Raw genomic sequence first — 18083 nt, forward strand, 5'->3', positions numbered from 1 at the left:
TAGCTCAATTAATTAAACAGATTGGTATAAATAGACGGCGAGTGCCAAGTAACAAACAAATAGTGACACCTCAAACCAAGCCACTTTCCAAATACGGTCATGCCAATCTAGTCGATGCAAAGCAAAACGAGTCAACGCCGTTAAAATAAATGCTATTGGGAAGTAAACAATCAGCGGGCTAAACTCTAACCCCCCTAACACGACTGCTTGGAACATAATAAATATCCTAATGTTATTTAAAGCGGTGATAAAAGCTGTAAAACCTAAATAAATTTACATCCGCACTACTCTTACAATCTATTATTTTGGCATATAAATCAATTAGCTTAATTGTACGTAGGTGTGCTTAATACATAATTAATGCCATTACATTTAAGCAGCACTAAGTATGTATAGTAGCTAAATCGCATATTAATAAGCTAAAGACCCCAGTTACCAGCCAAATAAATAAACCAGCGAGGTTTATTTATAAAAAAGTATTAGAGTATTTAACTCAATATTTAAAACGCCTATTTATAGCTGTTTGCAGAAGGGTTGGATAATTATAAACATTGAATTTTGCACTAAAAATGGGTAAATTAACAAAAAAACAACATGGATATAATTTAATGGAATCAATACACCCTACCCCATCTGAAACAACCCCACCAATAAATGAACCTGCTGAACCAATTTTTAGCGGAAAAGTGCAATTTAGTGGTAAAGGTGGTGAGTTTTTTGGAATTTGGATTGTAAATATATTACTTAGCGTTATTACGCTTGGCATATATTCGGCGTGGGCTAAAGTACGTACGCATCGCTATTTTTACGGCCACACCCGTATAGATGGCCATAGTTTTGACTACCTAGCAACACCAATACAAATTTTAAAAGGTCGGATTTTAGCGGTTGTTGTATTTTTTATTTACACATTCTCAATTAGCTTTATGCCTATTTTAGGCCTATTTATTGCTCTTGGTTTTATCTTTTTAATGCCATGGATTATTAACCAAGGTTTACGTTTTAATCTGCGTATGACCCGCCATCGTAATGTTCGCTTTGCTTTTAAAGGCAGTTATGGCGAAGCCTTTGTTAACTTTATACTTTTACCTATTGCAAGCATATTTACGCTTTATTTATTAATGCCTTACGTTATAAAACGTATTGATAGTTATATCCATAGCAATATTAGTTATGGCGATAAACCACTTACTGTAAATCTTAAAGGCGAAACCTATTACCTAACAGCGCTTATTTGCTTTGTAGTGAGCTCTATCACCATGGTGGTATTTATGGGGATTTTAGGATTATTTGGCCTCAACTTAGTAGATATTGAAAACCAACAAAATTTAGAAAACTCTGCAGCGATGGTTATGCTTCCTATCTTTATGATGATTGCCTATGTGCTAATGATTGCCATTGTTTCTGCTGTATGGCACGCCGCTATTAGAAATCACATTTTTGATAACAGCCATTTTGAAGGCGTTGCTACATTTAAATCAGAGCTAAAACCAATTCCTTTCGCTGTTTTACTATTAACTAATATGTTGGCTATTGTATTTTCTTTAGGGCTTGCATACCCATGGACAAAAGTACGTACATCAAAAATGCTCGCTGATGTAACTAACGTCACTATTTATCCTGGTGCATTAAACCTAATCGATACCGCGCAAGAACAGCAATCATCATTTGCTGAAGAAGCTGCAAACGTATTTGATATTGACCTTTCGCTGACTTAAGAGCTCACCATGCATGTAAAGGGACATTTTTTCCCCATCGCATCGAGTAACTATCAAGTGTGTGTTGCCACTATTAGCGACACACACATTGAGGTTATCAACGATGAACACGTTATCGCTCGCCACGTAATCTCAAGTCTAACATTAAGTTCAGGGATGGCAGGACTTGCCGACGAATTAAACTTTGAAGATGGCAGTCGTTTTATCCCTCAAGATGTAAGTTACAGATGGCCATTTAAAGAAAATAACCATCACATAATGGAGCGCCTTGAAAAAAGTAAATGGGTAATTTTAGCCGCAGTCATATTTACACCACTTTTTATGTGGTTAGTACTTTATAAAGCGGTACCGGCCATTGCTGTTTATAGTGTTGATACCCTGCCACGTAATGTTGTGGAACAGATGGGGGAGCAAAGTTTTACACTAATTAAAAAGATTGCGCTTGACCCAAGTGAGCTGCCCGCAGAGCAGCAAACTAAAGTACAAGCACATTTTACAAGTATGCTTAATGCGTTATCGCTTGATCAATCGGTTTATAGGTTATCGTTTTATAAATCAGACAGCTTTGGTGCTAACGCGTTTGCACTACCCCATGGCCGTATCGTGGTAACCGATGATTTAGCAAATTTACTTGCCGATAAACCCAATGCACTAAAAGCGGTATTGCTACACGAAATGGGCCATGTAGTCCACCAGCATAGCGTACGTATTACAGCACAATCTGCCGCAAGTACGATTGTACTAGCAGTTGTATTTGGTGATTTAGAGGGAGTTGCAGAGGTTGCATTAGGTACGGGTGCATCGTTTGCTCAGCAAGGGTTTTCACGAGATATGGAACGCGAGGCAGATAGCTTTGCACTCACCCAATTAGAATCGCTTGGGTATTCGAGTAATGACTTTGCTGATGCAATAGAAGCGCTGCAAGAAAGCCATACCAGCGAAAACGAACACCTAGAAAAAGTAAATGACTTATTAGAGTACTTATCTAGCCACCCAAGTGCACAAGAGCGTATTGACAATGCTAGGAAATAATCGCGGTTATATTCAACTTGCTCGCTACATAGTGAGTTTAAGTTGGATATATCACGGCTTTTTCCCAAAGCTTTATCACGTAGCACCACTTGAAAAATTAATGACTGGCAGTGCTGGTTTTTCAGCCGAAGTGTCTGATTTAATTACACGTTCGGCGGGTGTTGGCGAAATTATATTTGGCTTGTGTTTATTTGTGTTTTATAAACATAAGCATTTGGTAGCTTTAAATATATTGGCACTTATGGGGCTTTTACTTGCTGTAGTTGTAATGCAGCCACAATTGCTTATTGAAGCATTTAACCCTGTAACTACTAACCTGCCGCTTATTGGGCTAAGCGTTATTTGGTTAAAAGAAATTGAGCAGTTGAATAATCGATACCTCTAAATAAAAAAGGGTATGCAAATGCATACCCTTTTTTGTAGTACAAAATTTATAAAATTAGTACTTATTTTTATGCGTCCACAAATGCAGTAATTCGCTCGCAATGGTTGCTGCAGCAATTGCGGTAAGCTCACTTTGGTCGTACGAAGGTGATACTTCTACCACATCCATACCCACCATGTTTATGCCTTTTAGCGCACGCAGTACTTTAAGTACTTTATCTGACGTTAAACCACCACACACAGGAGTGCCTGTACCAGGCGCAAACGCAGGGTCTAAACAATCTATATCAAACGTTAAGTAAACAGGTAGGTCACCTACTCGCTCAAGTATTTGCGCTGCAATATCATTAGCATGTAAATCGTTGGCTTGCATTGCATCAATCACAGCAAACTCATGTTTACTTTGATCAAAGTCGGTACGAATACCTATTTGTATACTGTGCTCAACATCAATCAGCCCTTCCATTGGTGCATGATAAAACATAGTGCCGTGATCAAAACGCGAGCCATTGCTATAGGTATCGGTGTGCGCATCAAAATGTACTAACGCCATTTTGCCATGTATTTTTGCGTGAGCACGTAATAGCGGAAGCGTTACAAAGTGATCGCCCCCTAAACCTAATAGTGTTTTACCTTGGCGAAGTATTTGATCAGCAGCCATTTCTAGTTGCGCAGTAAAATACTCAGGATCGCCAACAGGGTAAGTAAAGTCCCCTGCGTCTGCCACTTTTAAGCGCTCAAACAGCGGGAAAGTCCACGGGTATTTAGTGTCTTCCCATGCTAAATGAACCGATGCACGACGAATTGCATCAGGGCCTAAGCGCGCACCAGGGCGGCCCGAGGTCGCTAAATCAAATGGTAAGCCTAAAACCACTACGTCTGCATCAATTGCATTAATGTTTTGCACCATAGGACGACGTAAAAACGTCATCCCATTTGAGTACAATGAGTGATCTGCGTGACCAAACAAAGTTGACATTGCTTATAACTCTTCTAAATAAGTGTAGCCATCAAGGCCGCTTTGCAACTCGTCTAAAACGCTTTGCTGTTCGTGTTTTTCAATTTTAGTGCTTACTAACTGCTCGTATGATTGCTGAAAACTTTCAACATCTAAATGTACATAGCGCATCATATCGGCAACAGTGTCACCTTGGTTTATCTCGGTAATACTTGCAACGCCTTGCTCATCCATATTAACAATTGCGCTGTGCGTATCGCCAAACAGGTTATGCATATCACCTAAAATTTCTTGATAAGCGCCCACCAAGAAAAAGCCCATTAAATAAGGTTTATCGGCACTAAATTCTGGTACAGGTAATGTGCTTTCAATACCTTGTCCATCTACGTAATGCTCAAGTGCGCCATCTGAATCACAGGTTATATCAAGTAATACAGCACGTTTTTTTGGTGCTTCAGTTAAGCCACTTAATGGCAATACCGGAAACACTTGATCAATGCCCCATGCATCTGGAAGCGATTGAAATAACGAAAAGTTTACAAAAAACTTATCGGCTAAACGTACGTTTAACTCGTCAATAATAGGACGATGAAAACGGTTTTTGTTATCCATGTGCTTGTTAAGTTCATAACAAATACGAATATTAATTTGTTCAGCCCACGCACGCTGCGCTAAGTCTAATAAACCGAGTGCAAATTGGTTATGCGCTTCAGCTAAATCACCTTGGCTGTCGTGATAAATTTCAATTAATGCACGGTCATCCGTTAAATCAGTTAATTGTACAAACGATGCCCACATGTTTTTTAATAAAAGTGGTGCATCTGCCGCTGGCGCTACTAACTCTTCTGGCGTGTAACTTTCAGTACCAATAACATTAGAAATAAGCACAGCATGATGCGCCGTAAGCGCACGACCCGACTCAGAAATAATAGTCGGCATTGGTTGCTCATATTGCTTACATGTATCGCCAATGGTGTACACAATGTTATTCGCATATTCAGCTAAGCTGTAATTCATAGAGTTATGCGATTGGCTACGCGTGCCGTCGTAATCAACAGCTAAACCACCGCCTACATCAAGACAATCAATTTCTGCGCCTAGTTTACGTAGCTCACAGTAAAAACGCGCAGCTTCGCTTACACCTAAACGTACGTCACGAATGTTCGCCATTTGTGACCCTAAGTGAAAATGCACAAGCTGCAATAAATCAAGCTGGTTTGCGCCTTTTAAACGATTAACTACATGTAAAACTTGCGATGCGGATAAACCAAATTTTGATTTTTCGCCACCACTCGCTTGCCACTTACCTTTACCTTGCGACGCTAAACGTACACGAATACCAATGCGTGGTTTTACGTTAAGCTCTTTTGCTTGGCTAAGGACCATGTCTAGCTCAGAAAGCTTTTCAAGTACGATATACACTTTATGACCTAGCTTTTCGCCAATAAGTGCTAAACGTACGTATTCTTTATCTTTGTAGCCATTACATACAATAACAGCGCTGGTTTTTTCAGCTAATGCTAATACTGTGAGTAGTTCTGGCTTGCTGCCTGCCTCTAAACCAAGTTGCTTTTTTTCTACTTGTGCTTGGCTTGCTACTATTTCTTCAACCACTTCACGTTGTTGGTTTACTTTTATCGGGTAAACTAATAGATAGTCTTTAGGGTAACCATAGTTTTCAATCGCAGTATTAAATGCGCCGCATAAGCTGTGTACACGATGGTGTAAAATTTGCGGAAAACGAACTAAAGCAGGTAAGCTTAAACCTTTATCTTGTAGTTGCTTTGCGATATCTGTTAATGCAATGGTTTGCTCTGGTGCATGAGCCTTGGGCGCAACATACACATCACCTTGATCATTAATACCAAAAAAACCTTGGCTCCAATGACGAACATTGTAGCTCGTACGAGCTTGTTCTAGTGATGTTGTCTCTTTCATTTATCTTTCTCTTTTGTTTAATTAATGCCGGCTCGGCTAGTGCCGCGCATTAAAAGAAAAATAGAGATTCAAGTCCAACAAGTATTTTTGCTCGTAACGAGTGATTTTTGATGGTAAAAAAAATAACCAAACAACTATTGCCCGCTAGCATATATAAAACAGGACTTTGATGATTTTTAAAGATAAGAAAAGTTGTAAAAAATGGCTGTTTTTAAATGACTCATTATAAATTTTATTAGCAAAAATGAGTTAGCTCATTCAATAAAATTCATCTTGAGTTACTTTGTTTATAAAATTTACTTTTGATGGATTAGAGTAAGGTGTTCTCAACACCTCAAATTACTGCTATTTAGCCAACGTGTTGTGACCAAGTATTACCTATGTATTCTGCAAAGTGAATAAAAACTGCACGTCAAAAACGCTTAGCATACATCCACCAGTTTCAATCATTACTTGGCGCATATGTAGCGTTAGGTATTGCCTGTGGTATTGAAAGTGGGAAGTTGCAGTAGTGTATAGGCGAATTCGATTAATTGAGTATAAGCTAGTTATGCACTTTTTGGGGCGAACATAATTATTGCCATACCTAGCAGTGCAACTAGACCACCGATAATATCCCACATAGTAAGCTTTACGCCATCTACAACCCATAACCATAATAGCGCAACGCAAATATATACGCCGCCATAAGCTGCATATACACGTCCGGCAGCAGTAGGGTGTAAAGATAGCAACCATGCAAATAGTGCCAAACTTAAAGCCGCAGGAATTAAAAGTAAAATGCTTTTATCTTGTTTTAGCCAAAGGTAGGGCAAATAGCACCCCACTATTTCAGCTAAGGCTGTAATAATAAAAAGTGCGATTGTTTTTAATTCAAACATAATGCTCCGCGCAAAAATAACAAGCATAACAATCAATACAAATTGTTATGCTTAGTATTCGTTATGAATCTGCGTTTTTATTCGCTAAGCGCCATGGTGGCAAGTTTCATTGTGCTTTCAAACGACTTAGTGCCCGCTATAAATAAGCCATTATGGCAAAACACTGCGTCATCAATACCTGTTTCATCTACGAACGCTTGATCAGATAAACCAGACCATGCTTTAGGAAGCGGTTTTCTATCTTCAAACGAGCCAGGCTCAACGGGTACTGTTTGTAATATCCATTGCCCAGAATGTGATGGGTAAACCATGTATAGCGCCTCACTTGATAAAATATGCACTGTTTTTTTCCACGGTGTGTACTTTTCAAGCACGATTACTCTGGCATCGTCTGCATTTTCAATTGCTCTGGCGACAATCTCTTTTGCATTAACACTACCGTGAGCTGAGGCGATAAAACGAATAAGCATGCGAGCTGCAAATTCAACGGCTTCATCAAAACAGGTATCAAAGTTACTTTCTTCTTCCCATGTAGGGTTAAACATTGAAATTGTTTGGCTCAAGCTTATCCCTTTTGATACACCTTCAACATGACCACAATCAATGGCGTCAATAGTTGAAACTAAGCCTGAATCCACTCTATCAGCAACGGCCTGGTTATCATCACACAGTGCTAAGCCGTATTTTTTCCACACTAAACCAAATGATGAAAAAGGAATGCCATTTTCTCGCTCGCCTGCACCACCACGTTGATGATGATCAAAGCGATTAGTTTCAGGATCGTATTCCCCACCTACATCTATTACGTAGTCGGCACTTTCTATAAGTGCTTTATCGCGTGTGCGTACCAATTTAAACGTTGGCAAAACATGTTTAAGTACCGCAATACTAAAAACGTCATCTGCATGAAAATTACCATTGTGGGTTACTACTGTTATTTCGCTCATTTGTTTATTGCTACTTTTAGAAAAGATAAAAATTCTCGCTTTGTAAGTTAGTCACTAATTATCGAGGCAGATTTTATACGAAGACAGGTGTTAAAAACAGTGAAGTATTTTTGCATCACTATAAAAGCTGCTTTTATAGTTACTAGTTTGAGTATGACTTTTATTACAAGATAATAATGAAGGCAGATATTTACGACACATTAAGCTTTAATATGTCGCAGCGTTAATGAACTTATTTACTAAGCCCTAATTCCATAAAAACACTTTGTGGATTATCTACATATGAGCCAAAACTGCTACAGCGTTTAAAGCCTAAATTTTCATATAAATTGATTGATTTTATTTGTTTTGGGCCTGTTTCTAAGCGTATTAACGGGATTTGTTTTTCGCCAGCTTGATGCAATAAAATCTGCATAATACGTCTTGATAGCCCTTTACCACGATGACTTGGTTTTACATATAAACGTCTTATTTCGCCGTAAGGCTGGGTATCAAATTTCTCTACAATCGCACCGCAGGCAATAATACCTTCTTCAGTTTTTAAACCAATAGCGTACACATTAGGTAAGGTTAATTCGTTTAACTCCAGAGACTGTGCGGTAGCCACAGGATATAAAGAATTTATAAGTCGGTCTATATCATCAAATACATTTACCACGTCGGGATCATTCGGGTTCAAATCGACTAACTGCATAAAGCTTCCATTCATTGTTATAAGTTTATTAAGCTTTAAATAATATATTTAAGCGGTCATAGCTTAGCATTGTTTAATTAAAAAATCTTTACTCCTTATTTAGCATATGGGTTATGACATTTCACCAGCTAAAAGAGCAAAAGTGGCCTAGCAAGTGTGTAAATTTTGCTAAATTATTACTAATTAATAAATAGTAGTGTTCAAGTATTATTGCGCATTAGTATTAGCGCTATGCCATTTTGCATAGCCTTCTTTATCCATCGGCCTTGCAATTAAGTAGCCTTGCATGGCGTCAATATTCATTTTTTTAAGTAAGTCATATTGTTCTGTTGTTTCTACGCCCTCAGCAACTACCTCTAAGTTTAAGCTTTTTCCTAGGCTGATAATTGTTTGCGCAATATTAAAGCCAACCGTGCTATCTAAAATTTTATCAATAAAGCTTTTATCTATTTTTAATTCTTTAACAGGAAACGCACTTAAGTACGCTAAGCAGGAGTAACCGGTTCCGAAATCATCAATCGAAAATAAAAAGCCAGCGGCAATGAGTTCTTTCATTTGCCTAATTGTATAATCTATATCGCTTGAGAGCATTGACTCAGTTATTTCTAACTTAATTTGCTGTGCCCGAATATCAAATTTATTGATAGTGCTAAACAGCTCTCCTTTTAAATTTGATGAATTAAACTGGCTTTGACTAATATTAATTGAAACACTAAACGAGTCGTCTATTATGTTATCTGCTTTAAGTTCGTTTATTAAAATACATATATCATGTAAAACAATATTTTGTAGTTTTTGAATAAGCCCGTATTGCTCTGCAATTGGTATAAATTCGTTTGCCGCTATTAACCCTTTTTGAGGATGGTTCCACCTAATGAGTGCTTCAGCACCAATAACATCACCATACGTATTTATCTGAGGCTGAAAATAAGCACAAAACTCATCAGATGCAATCGCTCTGACTATATCGGTTTCTAGTTCAGTTTGTTTTTCAAGCAGTGTTTGTAAGGCTGGATCGTAAAAGCTACTGCTATTCCCCCCTTTATTTTTAGAACGATACATAGCCGTGTCTGCAAATTTTAATATATTGCCTGCCTGCGCATTTACGCTATCAATTAGACAAATACCTATGCTGCAGCTTACTTGAAATGCAAGGTTGCCCACTTCAAATTTATCATGAAAAGCTCTTTGAATCTCTTTGGCTACTATTTTGCACTCGATGCTCGCCTGCTGTGCATTTTCTCCAACGTGTTTTAGTAAAATAATAAACTCATCGCCACCCGCTCTGGCCAACGTATCAGAGCCTTTTATTATTGCGCTTAACCTTTTTGATAATTCCACAAGTGCTTCATCACCCGCACTGTGCCCAAGTGAATCATTAATACGCTTAAAATTATCTAGGTCTAAAAATAATAACGCCCCTATATTTTTATCACGCTTAACACTCTCCACACACATGCTTAATTTGTCGCTAAGCATTCTTCTATTTGGAAGATTCGTTAATGGGTCGTAAAAGGCAAGCTTATGTACTTCTTGTTCGGCCTTTTTCTTTATTGAAATATCTCTGGCCATCCATACTACGTGCCTTTTTGTAGGACTATTGGGGTGGTAATGATCTAATGCAGCAGCCCTGCCTTCAAAAACTATATTGCCCTTTGGTACAGCTAATTCATATTCAAAAATTTGCGTCTCGTTAGTCGAGAGTGTTTTTTTAATAACGTCCATTATCATTTGTGAATCGTCTTGGGAGAGCAGATCCTTAACACTTTGACCAATAAGGTCCTTGCTTGAATCAAGCAGTAACTCATTAGAAGTACCATACACATCGGTATAAATTCCCTCTTCACTTAAAATAAGAATGAGATCGGGCATTACCTTAGTGAAGGCTTTAAACTTTTCATTACTTTGCTGTAAATTCGCGAGAAGCTGTTTTGCTTTGTTAAATTCGTTACTTTTTTCAAGAGCGATACTAGAAAAGTGCACAAAAAAATCGATTAACTCTAAATCTTGCTTTGATGGTGATTTAGGAGTGCTGTGATAGATAGCAAAGGTGCCTAATAAATCGGCTTGAGTTGAAAAAATAGGCGTTGACCAACATGACTTAAGACCAAACTTTAGTGCTAAGTCTTTAAAGTCCTCCCACAGCGGTGAAGTTTCGATATTTTCAACAATAGTGCGCGATTTCGAAAATGCAGTAGTACCACATGAGCCCACTTTTGGCCCTATATAGACTCCATTAAGCAAACTACAGTACTCTGGATGAATATTAGGAGCTGCGCAATGAAAAAGCTGCTGGCCTTTAACTGATAAGATTGAACACCTAGCGGATTCATCATCAATAATCTGCTCGATTGATGAACAAATTTCAGTAAGCACCTCAGTTAAAGGTACCCCTAATGCAATTTTAGATAAAATGCCTTGCTGGTGAGATAATAACTTTTTTAACCTATCCGTACCCATTTTCCTTTACCCGTATTATTTATACACATTGAAACAACAAAAGCTTTAATCAAGCGCTTTTTTCTTACGCAGTAAAGTTCAGTATAGTCATGATTAGTAAGTTTTTTATTTTATTGGCAAAAAATAATCGGGCCTGTCTTAAATAATCATAGTTGCATATTACTGAACACCTATTGTTACTATATAAACAAAACCACAATATTAAAGCTAACACTTTGTTACTTAAAAGTACTGTTCAAAATTTTTAAGCTATTTATACTATAAGTAATGGTAAATATTTTTTGAGGTTACAGTGCAGATCACACAAGGTATGGAATACTTTTTTTCGGGGTTTAAATTAATTAGCCAAAAAGGGCTAAAGCGTTTTGTCCTTATTCCGCTATTGATTAATATTTTGCTGTTTGGTAGCTCGCTGTTTTTTTTAGTTGGCTGGTTAAGTGATAGTTTTAGCTACATAAACAACATGCTCCCCGAGTGGTTAAGCTGGTTAGAGTGGCTAATGTGGCCTATTGCCGTATTAGTTGTTTTGTTTAGCTATAGTATGCTCTTTACAGTTATCACTAATTTTATTGCAGCCCCTTTCAATGCGCTCTTGAGTGAAAAAGTTGAGCTTTACCTAACAGGTCAAAAAATTAACGATGACGGCTTTGCCGAACTAGTTAAAGATATACCTCGCATGCTTGCCCGTGAGTGGACAAAACTATGCTACTACCTTCCTCGCGCAATTGGCTTTTTTATATTGTTATGGGTTTTACCGGTCATTGGTCAAATACTATGGGTGTTATTTACTTGTTGGATGTACGCAGTTCAATACGAAGACTATGCGTTTGATAATCATAAAATTGACTTTAAGCAAATGAAAGACGATTTAAAATCTAAGCAAGGTTTGTCATACGGATTTGGTTTTGCTGTTATGTTGTTAACTGCTATCCCTTTTATAAACTTAATAGTTATGCCAGTCGCAGTGTGCGGTGCAACACGTTTATGGGTAGATAACTATCGTCCAAAATATCGCAGTTAATTAAAAGGTTGCTGACTTTTCAATATTCGAAGGACACCGCATTCTAGATTAAAAAGCACCTAAGGTGCTTTTTTTAATCTATTTTTAAAGCAATAAACTCAAGCGATGCACGCCTTGGTAATGCATCGCTTTGTTTATCTACTTCTTCAAATTTTTTAATCAAAATACTAAAGCGCTGATTATTAATATTAACGGCTGTAACTTCACCAATTTTTATACTGTAGTTTTGCTGCTGATCAAACAGCTTTAGTATTTGACCTTTTACACGCTCTACGTATAAATAAGGTGTTTGGTCTGGCATCTTTAAACGAATGACATTGATTTTACTTAGTTCATGTACCGCGACCCAATTCTGACTCTGCATTAACGTATTATAACGACTAATACCTTCAGGCTGATAAACAACATCTTGGCTTATAACGCATGTATTACAGTCCTTTACTGATTCAATTCGCCAGTCAACAGCTGTATTTTTATAATACAAATTATCATTTTTTAGTAACCACTCACGTGCATTGTTAGTATCGCTACACGCTATTAGTAAGCTAAAAAAACTACTCAAGATAATAAACTTAGTGCTTAGCATTGGCTTCATACTATTGCTCTTTAATTGCTTTTAACTCAGCAATAATTGCACTACTAGGCTGTGCTTCTTTTATATAACTGGGCAGCGTTTCAATATTAGTAGGCGAGCTTTGTAAATTATGCACCTTACTGTTATTTGTATTTGGCACGCCAAATCGATTACCTGCACTTTGCATATAAAACTGTAAATTAAGCATGCTCCACTCATCTACATCACTCAGTATTGATATTGTATTATCTTGGTTAGTATCAAAGCTGGTTAAGCTTTCGGTGTAAATTGCATTACAATTAAAATCAACTGGTAGTGAGCTATTTCTATTTAACCCCTGTATTTCAAGTATGGTGCTTTCATTTAAATCTGCTGAACTACCATTTGAATAATCAATAATAAAATCATCCGTAGAGCCTAAATGACTATTAGTATTTGGTGCAATATCGCAACTAGCATTGCCTGGGTAAAAACGCTCATAGTAACGATCGCCTTCGTTATTACCTATTGTTGATAAACCCGCTAATTGATATAAATAATTCATGGAGCTGAGGTGGTTAGGCTTAAAATTAACCTCCTCATCACCGCCATGGTATAAACCTAAGTTATGACCTAACTCATGAAATATTGTTGATGCTTGATAATTATAAGTTACATTGGTTGCTACTTGCGTATCAAGCGTTAAACCCCAGCCTCCCATAGTTACCATTAAATCATTACCGCTTATCTCAGCAATACCCGACCCACTAATACTACCGTCTTCGTTACCACTACTTGCCATTAATAAATAATGGAAAATGGGCCTGCGAGTTATATCGCTAAATTCCATTTTATAAGCAAATAAATTAGGGCTACTTAAATCGTATTCAAACGGGGTATAGCTGTTAAAAGGGACAAGATTTCCGCCACCTAAATCAAAGTTTTGCGGTGCTGTATTTGTATTTTGATCAAACAAATCACCTACGTCAAAGTGGACTGTATAGCCTTTTTCTGCAAAAACAGTGGCTACTTTTTCAAGTGCGATTCGATGTGGAGTAATACCTACATCAGTGCTGTCCATATAATCAACTTCAATAAATATATCTTTTTGTGAGGTACGCGCCCCCCACTCATAAAGTGGTAAACCCGCGAATGTTGTACCCTGTTGCTCAGCGCAATCAGGAATACCATCCTCATCATCATCTATTGTGCAATTTATATTGTTTGGCCCAGCGGGTGTGTTAAACACAGAATAACTCCAATCAGTACTTTGATTAGTGTCTGTCGCATTAAGCTCGCGCTTTAAGCTGCCTCCTTGCTCGGAGTTGATTTGCTCTGCGTTACCACCTTGCCATTGTGATGGCGTTACTGGTTCTTGTACTGAGTTACCAAATTTTACAAAGTCGATTGTTTGTGTACCTGCACTATTAAGTAATTCTACAAAACCGTTTATGTACCAATAAGGTCTAATTTCATCACTAGCATTACCCACAAGCGCTATTTTAGGGTTGTTAACTGATGCACTGACTAAAAAATCATCTCCAAACTTGCTTTGTAAAATAAGGTACTCACCATTTTCAAGCTCTTTATTGGGCAGTGAAAAAGTTGTCTCTGCACTAGTCGAGCTATTAATCATATTAATACTGCGGGTTTTAAGCGAGTAACTCTGTAAGTTTACAGCAGCCCCTGTGCCGTTATAAATTTCAATCCAAGGTAAGTCGTTACTAAATTGCACAGAAGAAACTTCAGTTATTTTTATATCTTGGCTAGAGGTAGTAAAAGAAGTAGCGGTTTGCGTTTCAATGGCCGTATCATCAAAATTAGTTAAATCAGCTGTAACACGGACAATATATTGGGTATCTTCATTAAAGCTTGCGCTTACATTTACAGTATGAAAATAAGTACTTGTGTCACTAGTAGTACCCGACAAACTTTCAATATTTAAGGCCAAGCAAGTAGTAAAATTATCTGCCGACACTTGTACGCTTCCTGTACAAACACCACTACTAGAATTAACTGCTAAAGTGCTCGTTAGCATAATATCTGAAAATGTAATACTAACAGGGCTATCTACAAGAACTGGGTCATTATTACTTTGGGGTGTTACATTACTAATTGTAGCGGGCGTTGAATCAACCACAGTAATATTCAGGGTAAATTCGGTTGTGTCTTTTGAATCAGACGCAGTTAACGTATAGCTTTGTGAAGTAATACTGTTTGCAGGAGGCGTGTAGCTAAAAAGTAAGGCTTGTGCATCAATAACACTAATTTGTGCACCATTTAAATCATCACCAAAATCAATCTGAACCGTATCGTTATCAGCATCGCTAACTACTAAACTAAATTCTGTGGCTTGATTATATTGCACGCTAATACTTACATCATCTGCAGTTGGTGGATTGTTTGGTGCTAATACTACAACTGTTTTTTGAGCGCTATTTGTAGCGTTATCGTCATCGGTTACAGTAACCACAAATGTAACATTGGTATTTTGTGCAACAGTGGGCGCATTAAAACTAATGCTTGTTTGTGTTTGAGTAAGTTCAACTACAGGACCACTTATTTGCTGCCAAGTTATGCTATTAATACTACCATCGCTGTCTTGTGCATCTGCAACTAAGGTTACACTGTCACCTTTTTCAGCTTCTTCAGGGCCTGTAACAATGACTGTTGGCGCGCTATTTACTTGATTAATTAAAACCGTTTTACTCGCTTGAGCGCTTTTACCTGCATTGTCAGTTACGGTTACGCTAAAACCTAGTGTTGTATTTTCAGATACATTAGGGGCGGTAAAACTAAGGACTCCATCAGTTTGTGAAAACTCAACATTGTCCCCAGCAGACTGAATCCAATTAATATTACTTATAGTGCCATCTGTATCTTGAGCGTTAGCAACTAAACTAACTTGTGTGCTGGCAAGTGCACTACTTGGGCCTGTTATATTAACTGTAGGAGCATTATTTTGAGAGGTGATAGTGCCTGAAAAAACTTGTTGTGCAGTAGCACCTGAGTTGTCAGTAACTGTAACCGAAAAGCTAAAGGTCGTATCGGTTGTTACACTAGGTGCAGTGGCTGTAAGCGTGTTACCGTTAGAGGTAAACGTAAACTCAGGCCCGCTAAGTTGTTGCCATTGATAGCTGGCAATTTGTCCGTCGCTATCACTTGCAAGCGCTGTAATAGTAAATGATTGATTAGAAGTAATAACGTTACTGCTAACCGAAAGCGTAACACTGGGCGCAGCGTTACCAGGGGCCGTAGTTGTATCACTACTTTCGCCTCCCCCGCCACAGCCTGTGATTAAAAGTGATAAAAAAAGTAAATTTAGCCATTTATTAATATTGTTTTTTACCACTTTTAGCCTCTACATATTAACTATACAAATTTTGTGGCACCTTAGTAACGTTTAAATGAACGGTTATTTCCTCACGATCATGATATAGATGTTTAGCTTGCAACTCGTAATTGATACATTGTTTCTCAAGCTCTTTTCTGATCATCGAAAGACATTCATAAACACTATCAAAGCGTTTTTTCATAGGCAGCTTTAAGTTAAATATAAACTCTTTTGCGTATGCATTTACTGCCCAGTCAATCATTAGCGTAGTCACTTTGGTCGGTTTTTCCACCATATCGCACACTAACCAAGTAATATTTCTTTTTTCTGGGCGATATTTAAAACCGTCGGCTCTAAAATGTTTAACTTGCCCAGTTTGCATTAAATCGTCATTCATTGGGCCGTTATCAATCGCACTTACAAACATACCACGGCGTACAAGCTGATAAGTCCAACCACCAGGGCATGCACCTAAATCAACACTGCGCATACCGGCAGCTACGCGTGACTCGCGTTGTTGCTCAGGTATAAATACGTTAAATGCTTCATCGAGTTTTAACGTTGAGCGACTCGGTGCATCGCTTGGCATACGAAGGCGCAAAATACCCATGAAAAATGGAGAATTATTAAAGCTATACGAGTAACCAACATAAGCCGTATTGTTTGTTAAAAACATGACATGCATTACTGGGCGATTTGCTTTTGGCTCACGTAGTACAGTATTTTGTTTTTCGAGGGCTTTTTTAAGCGGTGTTGAGATTTTTTTACAGAACGTTAAAAGCTCTTTGCCTTCGTTTGTGTCTGGCGTTTCAACGCGCAGTTCTGAGCACAATGTAAAATCTTTAGCAGCTTCAACTACTGCGCTCACACGGTCCTCTACTGGCATGTTTTCAAGTAATGTGCCGGCAAACCATTGACGTGCAAACACCATGTTTTTAAAATCAACTTTTTTGATTATTTCATCGCTGTGATGCGCTTCAAAACATTCGTAAACAACATAACCTGTATTTGGTTTTGCTTTTACATACCCTGCAAAACCTTGCTCTGCAGCATGAAACGTTATTTCAGCAGCGGCATCGTTTTCAAAACCACTACGACAAAAAATCACAACACTAGACATATTAACCCTTAAACTCTTTAAAACTTAAATCGTGCAACTTGCACTAAAATAACAATCCAACCAATAATAAAGCACAACCCACCAAGCGGTGTTATAGGCCCAAGCCACTTCATTCCTGTTAGAGCGAGTAAATATAAACTACCACTAAAAAGTAGTGTGCCCATTATAAAAAAGCCACCAGCCCAACTCAGGTTTATGCCCCATTTAATTAAAATAGCCACCGCAATAAGTGCAAGTCCATGTACCATTTGATACTCAGCAGCCGTTTTAAAAACGCCTAATGAATACTCCGATAAGCGGCTTTTTAAACCATGGGCAGCAAATGCACCTAACATCACCGAAAGCATACAAAAAATACTACCGGTCATTAAAAATAATTTAATCATCTAACCCCCTGCTCGAGTCTTAACGTATCTCAATTTGTTGCTTAATAAATTCAACAGCACTTAACGCTGCTGTTTCTCTATTTTGCAGTTCAGTTACGCCACTTTTTTTACGTGGTTTTAATGAGTGATCGCCATCACTCAGCCAAGTAAACAAAGGCTGCTTTGGCATTTTCATAGTAAGAAGTTCTTCACGTGTACCAAATGTATCTCGCTCGCCCTGTAATACTAAAAAAGGGCAAACAATATCAGCAAAATGATCGGTGCGTAATTTTTCTGGCTTACCCGGCGGATGAAATGGATAACCAAATGCTATAACACCTGAAAGGCTTTGCTCTGTGCTACATGCAAGCATTGATGCCATGCGACCGCCCATCGATTTACCGCCTATAAACAACGGTAAATCTGGCTGCGCATTCGTTAGCACTCGTTCATAATAAATAAGTAACTTTGGTGCTCGCTCAGGAGGCCTGCGTTTATTAGTTTTTTTAGCGATTTGCATATATTCAAAATCAAATAAACCAACATCAACACCCTGCTCGCTTATTAATTTTGCCATGTGCTGCATAAAGTCAGAATCGCTACCAGCACCTGCGCCATGTGCAAATATAAACTGTGCTATTGCAGGTTGCTCCGTGCTTTTAAACCATTCAATCATTA

At 38.0% G+C, this 18083-nt stretch carries 16 protein-coding genes; 4 read left to right on the forward strand and 12 right to left on the reverse strand.

The window, feature by feature from the left end:
- Positions 1-12: 12 nt before the first annotated feature.
- Positions 13-216 carry a DUF1656 domain-containing protein gene (locus H5161_RS08300; RefSeq protein WP_024605434.1) on the reverse strand — a complete coding sequence of 68 codons (204 nt, stop codon included), beginning with the start codon at positions 214-216 and terminating at the stop codon, positions 13-15.
- A gap of 392 nt (positions 217-608) precedes the next feature.
- Between H5161_RS08300 and H5161_RS08305 the strand changes: the two genes are divergently transcribed.
- Genes H5161_RS08305 through H5161_RS08315 form a run of 3 tightly spaced genes read left to right on the forward strand, consistent with a single transcriptional unit; the run spans position 609 to position 3135 of the window.
- On the forward strand, positions 609-1718 hold the full coding sequence (locus H5161_RS08305) for a YjgN family protein (protein ID WP_002958576.1): 1110 nt from the start codon (positions 609-611) through the stop codon (positions 1716-1718).
- A gap of 9 nt (positions 1719-1727) precedes the next feature.
- The gene (locus tag H5161_RS08310) at positions 1728-2750 is read left to right on the forward strand and encodes a M48 family metallopeptidase (protein ID WP_182695307.1); all 1023 of its coding nucleotides are present in this window, start codon (positions 1728-1730) and stop codon (positions 2748-2750) included.
- Positions 2737-3135: a DoxX-like family protein gene (locus H5161_RS08315; RefSeq protein ID WP_182748455.1), complete on the forward strand. Its 399-nt coding sequence runs from the start codon at positions 2737-2739 to the stop codon at positions 3133-3135. The genes H5161_RS08310 and H5161_RS08315 overlap by 14 nt, the downstream gene beginning before the upstream one ends.
- Before the next feature lie 54 nt (positions 3136-3189).
- Here H5161_RS08315 and speB read toward each other — a convergent pair whose 3' ends face one another.
- The 6 genes from speB to H5161_RS08345 all read right to left on the reverse strand — a co-directional run bounded on the left by speB (position 3190) and on the right by H5161_RS08345 (position 11012).
- On the reverse strand, positions 3190-4113 hold the full coding sequence (gene speB / locus H5161_RS08320; protein ID WP_024597470.1) for an agmatinase: 924 nt from the start codon (positions 4111-4113) through the stop codon (positions 3190-3192).
- A gap of 3 nt (positions 4114-4116) precedes the next feature.
- Complete coding sequence (speA, locus tag H5161_RS08325; RefSeq protein WP_182724593.1) at positions 4117-6030, reverse strand: biosynthetic arginine decarboxylase; 1914 nt, start codon at positions 6028-6030, stop codon at positions 4117-4119.
- A gap of 548 nt (positions 6031-6578) precedes the next feature.
- Positions 6579-6911: a YnfA family protein gene (locus H5161_RS08330; RefSeq protein WP_002958571.1), complete on the reverse strand. Its 333-nt coding sequence runs from the start codon at positions 6909-6911 to the stop codon at positions 6579-6581.
- A gap of 77 nt (positions 6912-6988) precedes the next feature.
- Positions 6989-7858 carry an MYG1 family protein gene (locus tag H5161_RS08335; RefSeq protein ID WP_154903389.1) on the reverse strand — a complete coding sequence of 290 codons (870 nt, stop codon included), beginning with the start codon at positions 7856-7858 and terminating at the stop codon, positions 6989-6991.
- A gap of 232 nt (positions 7859-8090) precedes the next feature.
- Positions 8091-8552, reverse strand: a complete 462-nt coding sequence (locus H5161_RS08340) for a GNAT family N-acetyltransferase (RefSeq protein ID WP_002958569.1) — start codon at positions 8550-8552, stop codon at positions 8091-8093.
- Between the two features lie 207 nt (positions 8553-8759).
- Positions 8760-11012 (reverse strand): EAL domain-containing protein, encoded by a 2253-nt coding sequence (locus H5161_RS08345; protein WP_182769082.1) that lies wholly within the window; start codon positions 11010-11012, stop codon positions 8760-8762.
- Positions 11013-11322: 310 nt separating this feature from the next.
- On the opposite strand from H5161_RS08345, the gene cysZ reads away from it, so the two are divergent.
- Positions 11323-12033 carry a sulfate transporter CysZ gene (gene cysZ, locus H5161_RS08350; protein WP_182671383.1) on the forward strand — a complete coding sequence of 237 codons (711 nt, stop codon included), beginning with the start codon at positions 11323-11325 and terminating at the stop codon, positions 12031-12033.
- Between the two features lie 73 nt (positions 12034-12106).
- Here the strand turns inward: cysZ and H5161_RS08355 are convergent, their stop codons facing one another.
- The 5 genes from H5161_RS08355 to H5161_RS08375 are packed head-to-tail and all read right to left on the reverse strand — an operon-like array spanning position 12107 to position 18081.
- Complete coding sequence (locus tag H5161_RS08355; RefSeq protein WP_024605426.1) at positions 12107-12628, reverse strand: hypothetical protein; 522 nt, start codon at positions 12626-12628, stop codon at positions 12107-12109.
- A 1-nt stretch (position 12629) separates the two neighbouring features.
- A complete protein-coding gene (locus H5161_RS08360) occupies positions 12630-15938 on the reverse strand; it encodes a PKD domain-containing protein (RefSeq protein ID WP_182769083.1) in 3309 nt (1102 codons plus the stop codon).
- A 16-nt stretch (positions 15939-15954) separates the two neighbouring features.
- Positions 15955-17040 (reverse strand): 23S rRNA (cytidine(2498)-2'-O)-methyltransferase RlmM, encoded by a 1086-nt coding sequence (gene rlmM / locus H5161_RS08365; protein ID WP_182769084.1) that lies wholly within the window; start codon positions 17038-17040, stop codon positions 15955-15957.
- Positions 17041-17057: 17 nt separating this feature from the next.
- Positions 17058-17426: a DUF423 domain-containing protein gene (locus H5161_RS08370; RefSeq protein ID WP_024595287.1), complete on the reverse strand. Its 369-nt coding sequence runs from the start codon at positions 17424-17426 to the stop codon at positions 17058-17060.
- Positions 17427-17445: 19 nt separating this feature from the next.
- Positions 17446-18081 carry an alpha/beta family hydrolase gene (locus H5161_RS08375; RefSeq protein WP_182769085.1) on the reverse strand — a complete coding sequence of 212 codons (636 nt, stop codon included), beginning with the start codon at positions 18079-18081 and terminating at the stop codon, positions 17446-17448.
- Between the last annotated feature and the right edge of the window lie 2 nt (positions 18082-18083).

This window comes from Pseudoalteromonas sp. SG43-5, from assembly GCF_014164345.1.
Taxonomy (GTDB): domain Bacteria; phylum Pseudomonadota; class Gammaproteobacteria; order Enterobacterales; family Alteromonadaceae; genus Pseudoalteromonas; species Pseudoalteromonas distincta.